Below are 16,270 nucleotides of genomic sequence, written 5' to 3'. Positions count from 1 at the left end.
CGCAAGCAAGGAAAAACGATGACCGCACAACAACAACGCGCCGAACTGCACCGCCGTATTTGGCAAATCGCCAACGAAGTACGAGGCTCTATTGACGGTTGGGACTTTAAACAATATGTTTTGGGCACTTTATTTTACCGCTTTATCAGCGAAAATTTCTGTGCCTATATTGAAGCAGGCGATGACAGCGTTCATTATGCCAGTTTTCCAGATGATAGCCCGATTTTGGCACAAATCAAAGAAGACACCATTAAAACCAAAGGCTATTTTATTTACCCTAGCCAATTATTTGAAAATGTCGCCAAAAATGCCAACGACAATCCCAATCTCAATACCGATTTAAAAGCCATTTTTGATGCTATTGAATCGTCCGCCAATGGCTTTGATTCTGAACGCGACATCAAAGGCTTATTTGCCGATTTTGATACCACCTCAAACCGTTTGGGTAATACCGTTGCCGATAAAAACAAACGCTTAGCGTCTGTTTTAAAGGGCGTGGCGGAACTCAATTTTGGCGATTTTAAAAACAATCAAATTGATTTGTTTGGCGATGCTTATGAATTTTTGATTTCCAATTATGCCGCCAATGCAGGCAAATCTGGCGGTGAATTTTTTACCCCACAAAATGTTTCTAAATTAATTGCCCAATTGGCTTTACACGGTCAAACCAGCATTAATAAAATCTATGACCCTGCTTGTGGTTCTGGCTCATTATTATTACAAGCCAAAAAACAATTTGACGAACACATAATTGAAGACGGATTTTTTGGGCAAGAAATCAATCACACCACTTATAACCTTGCCCGTATGAATATGTTTTTGCACAATATCAATTACGACAAGTTTGAAATTGCATTGGGCGATACCCTACTTTCTCCTGAATTTGGCGATGGTAAGCCTTTTGATGCCATTGTGTCCAATCCGCCTTATTCGATTAATTGGATTGGCTCGGACGACCCCACCTTAATCAATGATGACCGTTTTGCCCCTGCTGGCGTACTCGCTCCAAAATCCAAAGCCGATTTTGCTTTTATTATGCACGCTTTAAATTATTTATCTGCCAAAGGGCGGGCGGCAATTGTTACTTTTCCAGGGATTTTTTATCGTGGTGGAGCAGAACAAAAAATCCGCAAATATTTGGTTGGGTATTGTTAAATAAAGATAGATTTTAAGGTTTTCCGTTCGGACTGAGCTTGTCGAAGTCTAGGAAAACCGTTATGGTTCGACAAGCTCACCACGAACGGCTTTCTAGAAAAGTATACTCAATTAACAATACCATTTGGTTGATAATAATTTTGTAGAAACGGTGATTGCCCTTGCCCCCAATTTATTTTTTGGGACAAGCATTGCGGTCAATATTTTGGTATTGTCCAAACACAAAACAAACAATCAAATTCAATTTATTGATGCCAGTAAATTATTTAAAAAAGAAACCAATAATAATGTTTTGACCGATGAGCATATTGAAAAAATTCTCCAAATCTTTGCCGAAAAAAGTGAAATCGCTCATCAAAGTGCTAATATTGATAATAATCAAATTGCAAGCAATGATTATAATCTGTCTGTATCCAGCTATGTAGAAGCCGAAGACACCAGAGAAGTGATTGATATTGCGGTATTAAATGAAGAAATCCGCCAAACGGTCAGTAAAATTAGCACTTTACGCCAAAGTATTGATGACATTATTGCACAGATTGAAATGGAGTAAAATAATGCACACCTTTATTAAAAATCTCTTAAATGAGCAATCAGTGGAATGGAAAACTTTGGGGGAAGTAGCTGAATTAAAGCGTGGGCGAGTTATGTCAAAAGAATATTTGGCGGATAACAAAGGAAACTACCCTGTTTACAGCTCTCAAACAGCAAATAATGGCGAGATTGGCAAAATCAATACTTTTGATTTTGAAGGGGAATTCGTTACTTGGACAACAGACGGTGCGAATGCTGGAACGGTTTTTTATCGTAACGGAAAATTTTCCATAACAAATGTTTGCGGTTTAATTATTTTAAATAACAATAATCAACTAAATTACAAATTTATTTATCATTGGCTTTGTATTGAAGCTAAAAAATATGTGTATTCAGGAATGGGAAATCCAAAATTGATGAGCAATCAAATGGAAAAGGTAAAAATCCCAATCCCACCCCTAGAAATTCAACAAAAAATCGCCCAAATTTTGGACGCATTTACCGCCGTAACCGCCGAGCTAACCGCCGAGCTAACCTAAGAGTTAAGCAATATCAATACTATCGTGATAAATTATTAAATTTTTCCGATAATGTGGAATGGAAAAGTTTGGGGGAGATTGCTCATTATTCAAAAAGCCGTATTTCTTATGAAAATCTTGATGAAAATAATTATGTTGGTGTAGATAACTTATTGCAAAATAAACAAGGAAAAACACTATCCAATCATATTCCAGAAAAAGGTAATGTTACAGCTTATTTTAAAGATGATATTTTGATTGGTAATATTCGTCCATATTTAAAAAAGATATGGCAAGCCAATAATGATGGTGGAGCAAGTGGAGATGTTTTGGTCATTCATTTGACGGATAATTCTGTTAATTCAAGATATTTATATCAAGTTTTATCCGATGATAAATTTTTTGCTTACAATATGCAACACGCCAAAGGGGCAAAAATGCCACGCGGGAGCAAAGAAATGATTTTAGATTACAAAATCCCAATCCCACCCCTAGAAACCCAAACCCAAATCGTAGCGATATTGGATAAATTTGAAACGCTGACCCACTCCATTAGCGAAGGTTTGCCCCGTGAAATCCAGTTGCGTCAAAAGCAATATGAATATTATCGGGAGTTGTTGTTGGGGTTTGAGTAATAAGGTAAGTAATAATATGAATGATATTGCAAATAAATTGATAGAGCTATTAACTCAAATTGAAAGTGAAGTCATTGAATTTAAAGAGGCTCAAAATAGTTTTGATGACGATAAATTGGGAAAATATTTTTCGGCACTTAGTAATGAAGCCAACTTGCGTGGCTTGGATTGTGCTTGGTTGATATTTGGTGTTAAAGACAATCATAAAGTTATTGGTTCGCGATATAAAAATACTGAAAAAGAGCTATTGGCAGTTAAAAAAATGATTGCGGATAACACAAACAACAACATTAGCTTTAAAGAAATATATACGCTTAACTATCAAGGGAAAAGAATTGTTTTATTTGAAATTCCACCTGCTTTAAAAGGCATACCAACCACTTGGAAAGGACATTATTATGCCAGACAAGGCGAATCATTAACGAGTTTGGATTTGCATAAAATAGAACAAATTCGTAATCAGCAGAATATGTCAGATTGGAGTGCTGGTATTGTAGAAAATGCCAGTATTGATGATTTGTCTATGGAGGCAATCGCTTTTGCACGCATTAAATATGCAGAAAAACACCCTGATTTAAAGCAAGAGATAGAGGGTTGGGATAATATAACCTTTTTAAATAAAGCCAAACTTACCATAAAAGGAAAAATTACTCGTACCGCCATTATTTTGCTTGGATTGCCCGAATCAGAAGTTTTAATCAATCCAGCAACACCGACAATGACATGGATTTTAAAGGATAGAGATGGCATTGAAAAAGATTATCAGCATTTTGGAAGTCCGTTATTGCTCAATGTAGATAAATTAGCCTCCAAAATAAGAAACCTAAAATATCGTTATATTAAACAAGGCACTTTATTTCCTGAGGAGATTGACCAATATGATGGTTTTGTGATACGAGAGGCTTTGCATAATGCCATTGCTCATCAAGATTATCAACTGGGTGGTAAAATTAGCATAGTGGAATTTGAAAGCGGTCGCATTGTTTTTAAAAATAAAGGTCGTTTTATTCCAAATGATGTTTGGCAGGTTATTAGTAGCGATGCTCCAGAGGAACGGTATCGCAATCGTTTCTTGGCGAACGCAATGGTTAATCTAAAAATGATTGACACGATTGGTAGTGGTATCAAAAAGATGTTTTTGGTGCAAAAAGAGCGTTATTTTCCATTGCCTGATTATGACTTATCAAATGATTCTGTACAAGTGAGCATAGAGGGTAAAATTTTGGATATTAATTATGCTCAAAAGTTAGCAAGTTTACCTGATCTAAGTTTGTATGATATTTTTCTATTAGATAGAGTTCAAAAAAAATTACCTATTAGCGATGAGCAGGCAAAAAATTTAAAAAAATTAGGATTAATAGAAGGTCGTAAACCCAATTACTGTATTTCGGCAGATGTCGCTGAGGTGAGCGATGAGCAGGTTCATTATATGCATCATACAGCATTTGACGACCAGTATTATAAAGACTTGATTATTAAATATTTGCAAACATTTACGGAGGCAGGGGCGCAGAAGTTTAGGGAATTGTTGTACCAAAAATTTCCAGATGGATTAAGTGAGGAACAAAAGCATCATAAGGTTAAAAACTTACTGCAAGCACTCAAACGAGCTGGCAAGATTTATAATATCAACAAGGTTTGGCGGTTGTCTGATGAGTGAACTTAGACGAACTTAGACGAACTTAGACGAACTTAGACGAACTTAGACGAACTTAGACGAACTTAGACGAACTTAGACGAACTTAGACGAACTTAGACGAACTTAGCGAGTAAGGCAATGACCACCACCCAAACCACCCCCATTACCGAAACCAATCATTTTATTGTTTTGGACAAATACGAAAAAATTGACCAATCGGGTGCCAGTTATCAAAGCGAAAGTGCTTTGGAAAAAGAATTGATTGAAGATTTAATCAATCAAGGTTATGAATATCGCCGTGATTTAAACAGCCAAGCCAAACTATTGGCAAATGTGCGTGAGCAATTACAAAAACTCAATCAAATGGCTTTTTCGGATAAAGAATGGGAGCGTTTTGTCGCAGAATATTTGGATGTGCCGTCCGAAAATATTATCCAAAAAACCCGTAAAATTCACGATGATTATATTTGTGATTTTGTCTTTGATGATGGACATATCCAAAATATTTATTTGCTGGACAAAAAGAACATTGCCCGCAATTTTGTACAAGTCATCAATCAATTTGAACAAACAGGCAATCACAAAAACCGCTATGATGTTACGATTTTGGTCAATGGCTTGCCTTTGATTCAAATTGAACTCAAAAAACGAGGCGTTGCCATTCGTGAAGCCTTTAATCAGGTACATCGTTATAGCAAAGAGAGTTTTAATTCGGATAATTCGTTATTTAAATTCTTACAAATTTTTGTCATTAGTAATGGTACAGATACCCGTTATTTTGCCAATACCACCAAACGCGACAAAAACAGCTTTGATTTTACAATGAATTGGGCTCGCTCGGATAATACACTAATTAAAGATTTAAAGGATTTTACCGCCACTTTTTTTCAAAAAAACACATTATTAAATGTGCTATTAAATTATTCGGTGTTTGATGTTAGTGATACGCTTTTGATTATGCGACCTTATCAAATTGCCGCCGTAGAACGCATTTTATGGAAAATTCAAAGTTCGGCACAAAGCAAAAATTGGAGCAATACCGAGAGCGGTGGTTTTATTTGGCATACCACAGGTTCGGGAAAAACTTTAACCAGTTTTAAGGCGGCTCGTTTGGCGACAGAGTTGGAATTTATTGATAAAGTCTTTTTTGTGGTGGATAGAAAAATTTGGATTATCAAACAATGAAAGAATACCAACGCTTTTCGCCTGATAGTGTGAATGGCTCGGAAAGTACCGCAGGACTCAAACGCAATATAGAAAAAGACGATAATAAAATTATTGTAACCACCATTCAAAAACTTAATAATTTGATGAAATCGGAAGATAATTTACCAATTTATCAAAAACAAGTGGTGTTTATTTTTGATGAATGTCATCGCTCACAATTTGGCGAAGCACAAAAGAATTTAAATAAAAAATTCAAAAAGTTTTGTCAATTTGGCTTTACAGGCACGCCTATTTTTCCACAAAATGCTTTGGGGGCAGAAACGACCGCTTCGGTGTTTGGTCGTCAATTGCATTCTTATGTGATTACCGATGCCATTCGTGATGAAAAAGTTTTAAAATTTAAAGTGGATTATAATGATGTTCGCCCACAATTCAAATCCATCGAGAGCGAACAAGATTTAAATAAATTATCGGCATTTGAAACCAAGCAAGCACTTTTACACCCCGAGCGAATTACCAAAATCAGCCAATATATTTTGGATAATTTTAAACACAAAACCCACCGTTTGAATGCAGGTGGCAAAGGCTTTAATGCAATGTTTGCGGTAAGTTCAGTTGATGCCGCCAAAGCCTATTATGAGGCTTTTAAAGAATTGCAAAAAGACCAAGAAAAACCTTTAAAAATAGCGACCATTTTTTCATTTTCTGCCAATGAAGCCCAAGATGCGGTTGGCGATATTGAAGATGAGGGCTTTGAATTAACGGCAATGAATAGCAGTGCCAAAGAGTTTTTGCAGGCTGCGATTAATGATTATAACGCTCTATTTCAAAGCAATTACAGCGTAGAAAGTCGTGAATTTCAAAATTATTATCGTGATTTAGCCAAACGCGTAAAAAATCAAGACATTGATTTATTGATTGTGGTTGGTATGTTTTTAACAGGGTTTGATGCACCGACTTTAAACACTTTATTTGTGGATAAGAATTTGCGTTATCACGGTTTAATGCAAGCCTATTCACGCACCAATCGTATTTATGATGCCACCAAATCTTTTGGAAATATCGTAACTTTCCGTGATTTGGAACAAGCCACCATTGACGCCATTACTTTATTTGGTGATAAAAATACCAAAAATGTGGTATTGGAAAAAAGCTATCAAGAATATATGCAGGGCTATACCGATAGCCAAACAGGCGAGGCTCGGCGGGGTTATTTGGAAGTTGTCAAGGAATTAAATGAACGATTCCCCGACCCTGAAAAAATAGAAACCGAAAAAGACAAAAAAGAATTTGCCAAATTATTTGGTGAGTATTTGCGTGCCGAAAATATTTTGCAAAATTATGATGAATTTACTGCACTCAAAGAAATACAAACAATTGATTTGGATAATGAAACTGCGGTAACGGAATTTAAAACCAAATTTCAATTAAGCGATGATGATTTTGCTACAATGCAAACCATACCAATGCCATCTGAGCGAGTGGTGCAAGATTATCGTTCTACTTATAATGACATTCGTGATTGGCTTCGTCAGCAAAAAGCGACAGAAAACCAAAATCAAAGCCAAATTGATTGGGACGATGTGGTTTTTGAAGTGGATTTATTAAAATCGCAAGAGATTAATTTGGATTATATTTTGGAACTTATTTTTGACCATCACAAAAAAATCAAAGATAAGACGGCATTGGTAGAAGAAATTCGCCGTACCATTCGGGCAAGCATCAGTAATCGTGCCAAAGAAAGTTTGGTGGTGGATTTTATTAATCAAGCGGATTTGGATAGCATTCCTGATAAGCCAAGTATTATTGGTGAGTTTTATGAATTTGCCCAAAGCGAACAAAAACGCGAAGCCGATGAACTGATTAGCGAAAATAATTTAAATACAGAGGCTGCCAGACGCTATTTAATGACTTCACTCAAACGAGAATATGCCAGCGAAAACGGTACGGATTTAAATGCAGTATTGCCCAAAATGAGTCCGCTCAATCCCAATTATTTGACCGCCAAACAAAGTATTTTTCAGAAAATTGCGGCGTTTGTGGAAAAATTTAAAGGAATTGGAGGAGAGGTGTAATATGACCGACCTTCGCAAACTTGACCTAAATTTATTAAAAGCCTTTGTCGTATTATTAGACGAATGCAATGTCAGCCGTTCGGCACAAAGACTCTCCGTTACTCAACCTGCGATGAGTGGGATTTTAAATCGCTTACGGATAAGTTTTAATGACCCCTTATTTGTCCGAGTTCAGCACGGAATGCAACCGACCGATAGAGCATTAGAACTTGGCAAAATCGCACGGCAAATCTTAACTGATATTAATTCAATGTTACAACCGCCCATTTTAGAACCTGAAAATTTGGCGATGACATTGCGGATTGGGGCGACCGATTATGTGCAAGCGATTATTGTCGTCCCCTTGATTTTAAAATTAAGACGGCTTGCCCCCAATGTGCAAGTGGCATTATTGCCCGTACAAGGGCAAAATATTAAAACTTTATTTGAACAAAATAAAATTGATTTGGCACTGGTTGGGCAACACCACATCACAGACGATATGCCCCAAACCCTACTGTATAAAGAAAGCTACGTCTGTACGATGAGCAAAACACACCCCATGGCAGACACCGCTTTGACGCTTGATGAGTTTTGTGAATTGCCCTTTGCCATGCTGTCGTACAATGGTGGTGAGTTTAGTGGAGCAACCGACATTGCCCTACAAAAATTGGGGCGAAAACGCAAAGTGATGGTGTCGGTTGATCACATCTCGCTGTTGCCACAGCTTTTGAATGACTCGGATTTGGTGGCGGTGTTGCCCAAACATCTTGCCCAAACCCTGCCAAACGTCCGCCTGCAAAATCCGCCCATAAATATTGACGGCTTTACCATAATGATGACGTGGCACGAACGCACCGAACAGGATATGGCTCATCGTTGGCTTCGGGGGGTTGTGCTTGATGTGATTGGGGGTGTTGAACATTAATAGCATATTAGTGGAATTTGATTAGGGCGTGCCAAACTTTTATAATACAATTTAATGTTTAGAAATTTTATAGAAGTAAAATGATGTTTTGCATGAAAAATGACTATCCGACCACTTAATTTAAAAAATTAAATTAAAACTCTTAAAATTTACCCAGTCAAGTGGTTAGATTACTTTTCATCGCCAGAAACTTGCTTGATAAAAACTCACAACCTGCGTTTTTTTCCTTGAAAAACGGACAATTCCCCTGCTTTTTTAAACAGGCATTTTTCATGGCAAATACAAAAGGCAGGCACGCCCTTTCTACTGTTTGTAGATGAGATTTCTATCTACTGTTATATTGGCGTTGATGATTAACCCCACTGCCTGTCCCGAAACGCCACCGCCGTGTCTTTGGCTTTTTTGATGGCAAGTTTGCGGTTATGACTGGCAAAGAGTTTTAACTGCCACAGTTTTTCTTGGTATAAGGTCAGATGGTCGCTTGGGTGCATGCGATTGATGAGGCGTTTGCTTGCCAGTATCGCATCAGGCGAGCGAGTGGCAATCTCATCGACTAGGGCTTTGGCACGTGCCATCGGCTCATCATCTATATGAGTGATGAGTCCGTAGTCGTAAGCAGTCTCGGCATCAAGCAGGCGAGCAGACATGGCAAGCTCTTTTAGCTTATCCTTGCCGACATCTCTGGCAAGACGGGTTAGCCCCATGTCAGCGACCAGTCCCCATTTGGCTTCAAGTACCGACCATGTCGCCGATGGGTGGCTGATACGCACATCCGCCCCCATGGCAAGCTGTAACCCTGCCCCAAGGCACACACCATCGACCACGGCAATCACTGGTACAGGCAGGCTCTGCCAAATTAGGCACACCTTTTGAAACAAGCTGGGGGCTGGCTTTATCAGCTCTTTGGTGGCAAAAATCATGTTCTTGGGCGAGCCAAACACCGCCAAGTCCAGTCCACTACAAAAATCCGTCCCGCCCGTGATGATGACGGCACGCACTGATTTGTCCGCCTTGATGTGGCGTGCGGTCTTGATTAACTCTTGCATCATCACAAAGTCCATGGCGTTCTTTTTGTGGGGACGAGATAAGGTAATGATGGCGGTGTGGTTATCATGGCTTAGCGTGAGTGTTTGCATGGGCTCTCCTTTGCTGTGCTTTATACCATTTTCCAAGGTAGGGTGTCTTCATCGTCATGACCGCCCGACTTAGGTGTTGATTCAGGTATTGATTCAGGGGTGGATGAGTTCTTCACTCCATTTGCCAAAAAGTCTTCGATGTCAATATTTTCAAGACTTTCTAGGGCATCGATGAGTGAGCGGTAACTGGGGCGAATGCTGATGAATTGCCCTGCTGATGTGTCGTCCAAATTGGCACGGCACTTTTGTTCAAAGTCTTCTGCCGTGGCTCTAAGGCGTGGCACGCCCGTGTAGCGACTGCCCCCGACCAACCGATGTGTGATGTCAGCAAGGGCAACCCTGTCTCTGTCTGCCCATGCTCGTTCTAGGGCGAGCTTTTCGCTCTCGCTGCTCTCAATAAGTAGTGAGAGTAAGGTTTTGGCAAGGTCGTCTTTGTTGGCAGAGCGTGCCAATGCGTCCGCCCAGTCGATGTCAAGCAGGGTGGGTTTGGCTTTATCAACTTTATGGGCGTGCTTGCTCTGTTGGGGGGTTAGCCCATTGTCATCCACGCCTTTATCCATGCCTTTATTTGTGTCTTTATCTGTGCCGTCACCCATGTCATCGCCCGTCAGTTCGCTCATCTCGCCCATCTTGCCATAGGGCGTACCTGCAAAGTTGGGCGTGCCGTCTGTGGGGGCAAGCACAGGTCTGCCCGACTCGCCAAGCCAGCGTGAGAGCGTCTGCACCAGCTGTTCATGCCCGATGGGTTTACCGACATAGTCGCTCATACCTGCCGACACCAGTCGCTCTTTTTCATCAGACAGACCGTGGGCGGTTAGGGCGATGATGGGGATGGGGGGGCGGTTGTGGCTCTCTTCGATTTTGCGGATTTGGATACTCGCTTCTAACCCTGACATTCTGGGCATTTGAATGTCCATAAAAATCAAATCAATCCGCTCGCCCATGCTGATGGCACGGGTCATGGTCTCGATGGCATCAAAGCCATTATGGGCGGTGATGACTGCCACGTCAAGCTCGCCAAGCAAGGCTTCTAGCACGAGCAGGTTGGGCGGATGGTCGTCCACTGCCAGCACCCGATGACCCGAGAATTTACTGATGGGGGTATCCTGCATGGGCTTGTCATCGGCGAGCATGGCGATGAGTTGGCGTTTGTTCATGGGTTCGTAGAGTGCGTGCGTTTGGTATTTGTCCAGTAGGGCGTTGTCCATGCCCACTTGATAGCCATAGGCGGACAGTTTGCCCTGATAGCGAGAGCGGATTTGGCGAAGGATGGCACCGACGTCATCCAAGGACGCATCCTGCCCAAAATAATCCACAATCACCCAATCAAAGCCATGCCCTGTCTTGTCTAGCTGTTCTAACAAATCGGCAAAGCCGATGGCGAAATGCACGTCCACGTCCGACCCTGCCAAGGTTGCTTTTAGCACTTGGATGGCGGGGGCGTGGTTTATCCACACCAACAGTTTGGTTGGGGCAAGTTTTGTTAGGCTGTATAAATCGTCATCGGTATCTGCCTCATCAGGAGCCTGCACGCTTGCACCACCTAGATGAATGGGCATCTCAAACCAAAACGTCGCCCCTGTCTTGGCGATGTTTTCGCTGTTATTGTCATAAAAACCTATCGTTCCGCCCATCAGCTCGGTCAGCTGTTTACTAATCACAAGCCCCAGCCCCGTTCCGCCATAACGACGGGTCACTGACAAATCGCCTTGGCTAAAACTTTTAAACAGCGATGCTTTGTCATCATCGGACACGCCTTTGCCTGTGTCTTCAACGCTGATGTTTAGATAGCCATCATTGTCATCGGACAGACCCACACGCACCACCACGCCCCCTGTATCAGTGAACTTGATGGCATTGCCAACGAGATTGGTTAGGATTTGTTTGACACGCAAACTATCCCCCACCACACGGCTTGGCACATCATGATAAAACAGCACCGACAGACGCAAATGCTTTTCAAGTGCCATCGGCGAGAGCATGTCCACCACATCATAGATGGCGGCATATAGGTCAAACTCATGACTGTCTAGCACAAGTTTATTTGCCTCCAACTTTGAAAAATCCAGCACATCATTGACAAGAGCAAGCAAGTGGGCGGAGGATTTTTTGATGGTTTGGACATACAAAGTCTGCTCGCTGGTCAAGCCCTCATTTCTTGCCAAAAGATTGATAAAACCATCAATGCTGTTTAAGGGGGTACGAAGCTCATGGCTGATGTTTGCCAAAAATGCTGATTTGGCATGGCTTGATGACACCGCCACATCTCTTGCTTGACGGATAGAGATGGCTTGCATTTCCATCTCATCTAGGGCGTGTTGTAAATCCTGTTCGGTTTCATTGGCGTGGGTTTTTAGCTCATTAAAACTTGCCGACAATCGCCTCATCGCCTGCACAAAATCCCTTTGTAATAACGAAAACTCGCCATCGGTGGTCGCTTTGATGGGCTTGTCGAGATTATCGGTGGTCAATTTTTGTAAAAATAACCGCATCTCATAAATGGGAGCTATCCAGCGTTTTGAGTAGATATTTAAAATCAGTAGTAGCAAAAGCAGGGTAATCAGCCCTGTGATGGCAAGGGCAAGCACCACCCGATACCCTGTGATGGTCAAAGACTCACTGTCCATCTCCACGACAACATAATAAGGCACGCCATGAAAACTCATCGCTCTGGCATAGCTTGTGCCGTAAGTGGTTTTTTGGCGTTCAAAATCATTATCTTTGGCAAGCAGTCGCCCCACCTCAAAGGGCGTGTCGCCATCATAACCCCCGTAACTGGCAAGCTGTTTGTAATTACCATCAAAAATCGCCATGCGGTACACTTGCTTGGGCGAAATTTTATGAAAAAACTCATCAAGCACAGGCACGCTCAACGCACCATCACTCATCGCCTCTGTACGGGCAAAATGACGGGTCAGCACCATTTCATAATTTAACAACGCACTGTATGCCAAAGCGTCTTGCTCGCCAAGGCTCGCTGTTCGCACCTCTTTAAAGACAAGTCCTCCACCCACCACCGCCAAAATCACAATCGGCAAAAAAACGATGATGACCAGTTGTCCATAAGCACTTCTTAAATCAAAAGGGGTTTTTTTCATGGGAGTTTCGGGCATGGCTGTGATAATTTGGCGGTTAGTTTAGCATATTTTTTGCCATTAAGCGGTGGATAAATTATGCTATAATAAAGCAAAAGTTTAGGATAAAAATCATGCAAACACTCGCCCACACTGTCGGTAATACCCCTCTTGTTCGCTTAACTCGTCTTGGCACTGATGTCCATGCTGACATTTTTGCCAAATTAGAGGGCAACAATCCTGCTGGCTCGGTCAAAGACAGACCTGCCTTTAATATGATAAGTGAGGCCCAAAAACGAGGGCAAATCAAACCAGGCGACACCCTCATCGAAGCCACAAGCGGTAATACGGACATTGCCCTTGCAATGGTGTCGGCGATGATGGGCTATAAGATGACGCTCATCATGCCAGCCAGCTCCACCCAAGAGCGAAAAGATGCCATGCGTGCTTATGGGGCAACCCTCATTGAGGCGGATAATATGGAGACGGCTCGGGATATGGCACTTGCCATGCAAGCAGAGGGCAAGGGCGTGGTGCTTGACCAGTTTAACAACAATGACAACTGGCTTGCTCACTACCATACTACCGCCCCTGAAATTTGGGAGCAAACAGGCGGTAAGATTACCCATTTTGTCAGCAGTATGGGAACGACAGGCACGATTATGGGTGTCTCTCGCTTTTTAAAAGAGAAAAATCCTGCCATTCAAATCATCGGTTTACAGCCGTCTGATGGCTCAAACATCGCTGGTATTCGTCGTTGGGAGCCAGAATATCTGCCTAAGATTTTTGATAAAAACTGGGTAGATGTGATTATGGACATCGACCAGACGGACGCTGAAAATTATATGCGAGCCTTGGCACGAGTGGAGGGGATTTTTTGTGGGGTGTCAAGTGGGGGGGCAGGCTTTGCAAGTTACCAAATTGCCAAACAAATCAAGGCAGATGACCCCAAAGCCGTCATCGTCTTTATCGTCTGTGATAGAGGCGACCGCTATCTTTCCACAGGGCTGTTTGGGATTTGAGTTGTTAGATAATGTTAAGGAAAAAACAATGACCACCACACCGATTTTGGTTTTTGACATCGAAACCATACCTGACCTTGACACAGGGCGACTGCTCTATCCCGAAATTGCCACACTCTCTGATGATGACGCACAAACCGCCCTGACCGCCATCAGAGAGGCAGAGGCTGGCAATCCTTTTATGAGACTGCCTTTGCACAAAATCGCTTGTTTGTCGTTTTTGTGGGTCAATGGCGACACATTTAGCCTAAAATCACTCGCCCTAAACACCATGAGTGAATCTGAAATTTTAGCCACTTTTTTTAGAGCCTTTAAACACAAACCTGCCCCCACACTCGTCTCATGGAATGGCGTGGGCTTTGATTTGCCAGTCATCTTGTATCGTGCCATGCACCACAAACTCTCCGCCCCCACCCTATTTAACAGCCAAGCCCCCAATTATCTGTACAAATACGGCGAGGCACATCTTGATCTGATGGATAAATTATCGCTGGGCAACTATGGCAACAAACAAAAACTCGACACCATCGCCAGCCTGTGCGGTTTTGCTGGTAAAGGCGGTCTGGACGGCTCACAGGTGGTGCCGATGGTCAAGGCAGGTCAATGGGATAAGCTTGCCACTTACTGCGAGTCTGATGTGCTAAACACATGGCTCATCTACTTGCGTTGGCAACTTTTGACAGGCAAGTTTGCCCCTGATGTCGTGGCAATGTACGAGGCACTCACTCACGACAGATTATCACAGCTCAAAGATGGCGAGGCGGTGCGACACGCTGAATTTTTGGAGGCATGGCGGTAGGATTGGGGCGGTTAAGCATGGTTTTGTTTGGTGGGCGTAAATAAATGCCTGTTTAGTCCGCCCACTTCTCAATCGCCCGCTCCACCACCATTTGTGTAAAGGCTTGAATGCTTGGCACACCAGAACCACGAGGTCCGCCAAAATTTAAGGTTTTGATGTCATATTTTTTAATAAAATCAAGAATATAATCAGAGGCAATGCCTACCGAAAAGACATTCATATCAATGAGCAAATAAGGTTTGTTTTGGCTGATACAAGTTTTTAGGGTCAATTCTGTTCCGCCTTTTGGCACAATTTGTGTATGATAAATAATCACAGTCGCATCGCTGTCTATCACATTTTGGCGAGTGCGTTTACGATAGCTTGCACCCGCTAGGGGCGTGAGTGGGTATTTGTCGTCAATTGTTCCGTCTTCGGCTCGCCTGTCCTCTGGGCAATGACCGCCACACGCCACGCCTTTATTTAAGGCTGCATCCAATGCACCTCTATCTACGCCTGTTTGTCCGCCTGAAATGATGATTGGAAAGGTCATTTTATTTTCCTTTTAAAAACTCATTTTGATATTCTTGTGCAAACGCCATTGCCCTTTCTTTTAATATCTGTTCTTTTTGTATATCGCTTTCGTTGGTTGGTTTGGGTAAATTTAAGTCTTTTTTGGTAACGATTTCTAAGGCGTATAATAACACTCTGGATTTTTCATTTCTATGCATTAAAAATCTTTCATAAGTATCAGGAATATAATCATTGACACCACCATTATTTTGCATAATATGATTACAATTTATCAAATCATACATATAAATAAAAGTTGCCTGTTTAATATTTTCGTCATTATGTGGCTCATAAGAGTATTCATCTTTTACCATTTGCCTAACAAAGAAAAGCTCATCAAGCAGTCTTTTATCCACTTTCCCCATTCTGTCTTTATAGGTATAAAAATCACTCCAAATATCTATGTCTGAATTGATTTTACAGTCATTGATGATTAAAGTTTTGACTTGTGATAAGGCTTGTTTATACATTTGATTGGCTTTATCGTGTGAACCGCGTATAAATTCTTGCGTGCCATCACTAGCTAATTTATTAGCATAACTACCAATAGCCTCACGATAGCCCATATTGGCAGATTGCTCTAAATAAAAATCCACCAATTTATCTTCTGGAATACTAGGATTGATTTTATGGGCGGATTGCAACCAATCTTTTTCTTTCCATATCATTTTTGCATACAGAAAATTATCTACTTCATCTGCGGTTTTATTTTTAATTTTTCTTTGAGTTTGATAAAACAAAATACTGTCCCTAGTATTTTCATTAACTTTTGACAAAACACCAACAGGAACACACGATAATTCTGAGCCCAAAGAAACGCCAATCAAACATAAAATTCCCAAAAAAAAATAATAGTGCATAAAACACAATGGGTATCACAACAATTACCACAAGCGAAATTAAAGCGGTCTTTTTTAAATTCATATTAAATCCCATTAAGCTAACCGAATTTAATTGCATTATACCCCAAACCCCCACCATTTACCACTTTCCCCCCACCCAAAAAGGTGCTATAATACCGCCCTTTACCCAAAGCACTTCGTATGTGCTTTTTATT

At 41.4% G+C, this 16,270-nt stretch carries 10 protein-coding genes and 3 pseudogenes; 9 read left to right on the top strand and 4 right to left on the bottom strand.

Features of this window, described 5'->3' with window-relative positions; all coding sequences use genetic code 11:
* Positions 1–18 precede the first annotated feature (18 nt).
* The 7 genes and pseudogenes from DX073_RS07845 to DX073_RS07820 all read left to right on the top strand — a co-directional run.
* Positions 19–1,137, top strand: a pseudogene (locus DX073_RS07845) (type I restriction-modification system subunit M); the annotation flags it as partial.
* A gap of 142 nt (positions 1,138–1,279) precedes the next feature.
* Positions 1,280–1,708: pseudogene (locus DX073_RS07840) on the top strand (N-6 DNA methylase); the annotation flags it as partial.
* A 4-nt stretch (positions 1,709–1,712) separates the two neighbouring features.
* Positions 1,713–2,228, top strand: a complete 516-nt coding sequence (locus DX073_RS14720; protein WP_258556909.1) for a restriction endonuclease subunit S — start codon at positions 1,713–1,715, stop codon at positions 2,226–2,228.
* Positions 2,229–2,281: 53 nt separating this feature from the next.
* Positions 2,282–2,842 (top strand): restriction endonuclease subunit S, encoded by a 561-nt coding sequence (locus DX073_RS14715; RefSeq protein ID WP_472973937.1) that lies wholly within the window; start codon positions 2,282–2,284, stop codon positions 2,840–2,842.
* A gap of 16 nt (positions 2,843–2,858) precedes the next feature.
* A complete protein-coding gene (locus DX073_RS07830) occupies positions 2,859–4,502 on the top strand; it encodes an RNA-binding domain-containing protein (RefSeq protein WP_115007194.1) in 1,644 nt (547 codons plus the stop codon).
* A 117-nt stretch (positions 4,503–4,619) separates the two neighbouring features.
* Positions 4,620–7,723 (top strand): annotated as a pseudogene (locus DX073_RS07825) (type I restriction endonuclease subunit R).
* 1 nt (position 7,724) lies between these two features.
* Positions 7,725–8,630: a LysR family transcriptional regulator gene (locus tag DX073_RS07820; RefSeq protein WP_115007192.1), complete on the top strand. Its 906-nt coding sequence runs from the start codon at positions 7,725–7,727 to the stop codon at positions 8,628–8,630.
* A gap of 353 nt (positions 8,631–8,983) precedes the next feature.
* Here the strand turns inward: DX073_RS07820 and DX073_RS07815 are convergent, their stop codons facing one another.
* Together DX073_RS07815 and DX073_RS07810 are read right to left on the bottom strand one after the other, a co-directional pair.
* The gene (locus tag DX073_RS07815; RefSeq protein ID WP_115007190.1) at positions 8,984–9,766 is read right to left on the bottom strand and encodes a crotonase/enoyl-CoA hydratase family protein; all 783 of its coding nucleotides are present in this window, start codon (positions 9,764–9,766) and stop codon (positions 8,984–8,986) included.
* Positions 9,767–9,786: 20 nt separating this feature from the next.
* Positions 9,787–12,864 (bottom strand): ATP-binding protein, encoded by a 3,078-nt coding sequence (locus DX073_RS07810; protein ID WP_115007188.1) that lies wholly within the window; start codon positions 12,862–12,864, stop codon positions 9,787–9,789.
* Between the two features lie 110 nt (positions 12,865–12,974).
* On the opposite strand from DX073_RS07810, the gene cysM reads away from it, so the two are divergent.
* Together cysM and DX073_RS07800 are read left to right on the top strand one after the other, a co-directional pair.
* Positions 12,975–13,862 carry a cysteine synthase CysM gene (gene cysM, locus DX073_RS07805; protein ID WP_115007186.1) on the top strand — a complete coding sequence of 296 codons (888 nt, stop codon included), beginning with the start codon at positions 12,975–12,977 and terminating at the stop codon, positions 13,860–13,862.
* A 28-nt stretch (positions 13,863–13,890) separates the two neighbouring features.
* Positions 13,891–14,661, top strand: a complete 771-nt coding sequence (locus DX073_RS07800) for a 3'-5' exonuclease (RefSeq protein WP_115007184.1) — start codon at positions 13,891–13,893, stop codon at positions 14,659–14,661.
* 52 nt (positions 14,662–14,713) lie between these two features.
* Here the strand turns inward: DX073_RS07800 and DX073_RS07795 are convergent, their stop codons facing one another.
* Complete coding sequence (locus DX073_RS07795; protein ID WP_115007182.1) at positions 14,714–15,193, bottom strand: putative molybdenum carrier protein; 480 nt, start codon at positions 15,191–15,193, stop codon at positions 14,714–14,716.
* Between the two features lies 1 nt (position 15,194).
* Positions 15,195–16,040: a hypothetical protein gene (locus tag DX073_RS07790; protein ID WP_147279700.1), complete on the bottom strand. Its 846-nt coding sequence runs from the start codon at positions 16,038–16,040 to the stop codon at positions 15,195–15,197.
* Positions 16,041–16,270 lie beyond the last annotated feature (230 nt).

Origin of the sequence: Moraxella lacunata (genome assembly GCF_900453205.1) — a bacterium.
Taxonomy (GTDB): Bacteria; Pseudomonadota; Gammaproteobacteria; order Pseudomonadales; family Moraxellaceae; genus Moraxella; species Moraxella lacunata_B.
Note: the sequence above shows the minus strand (reverse complement) of the source record. Positions and strands in the feature narration are given on the sequence as shown.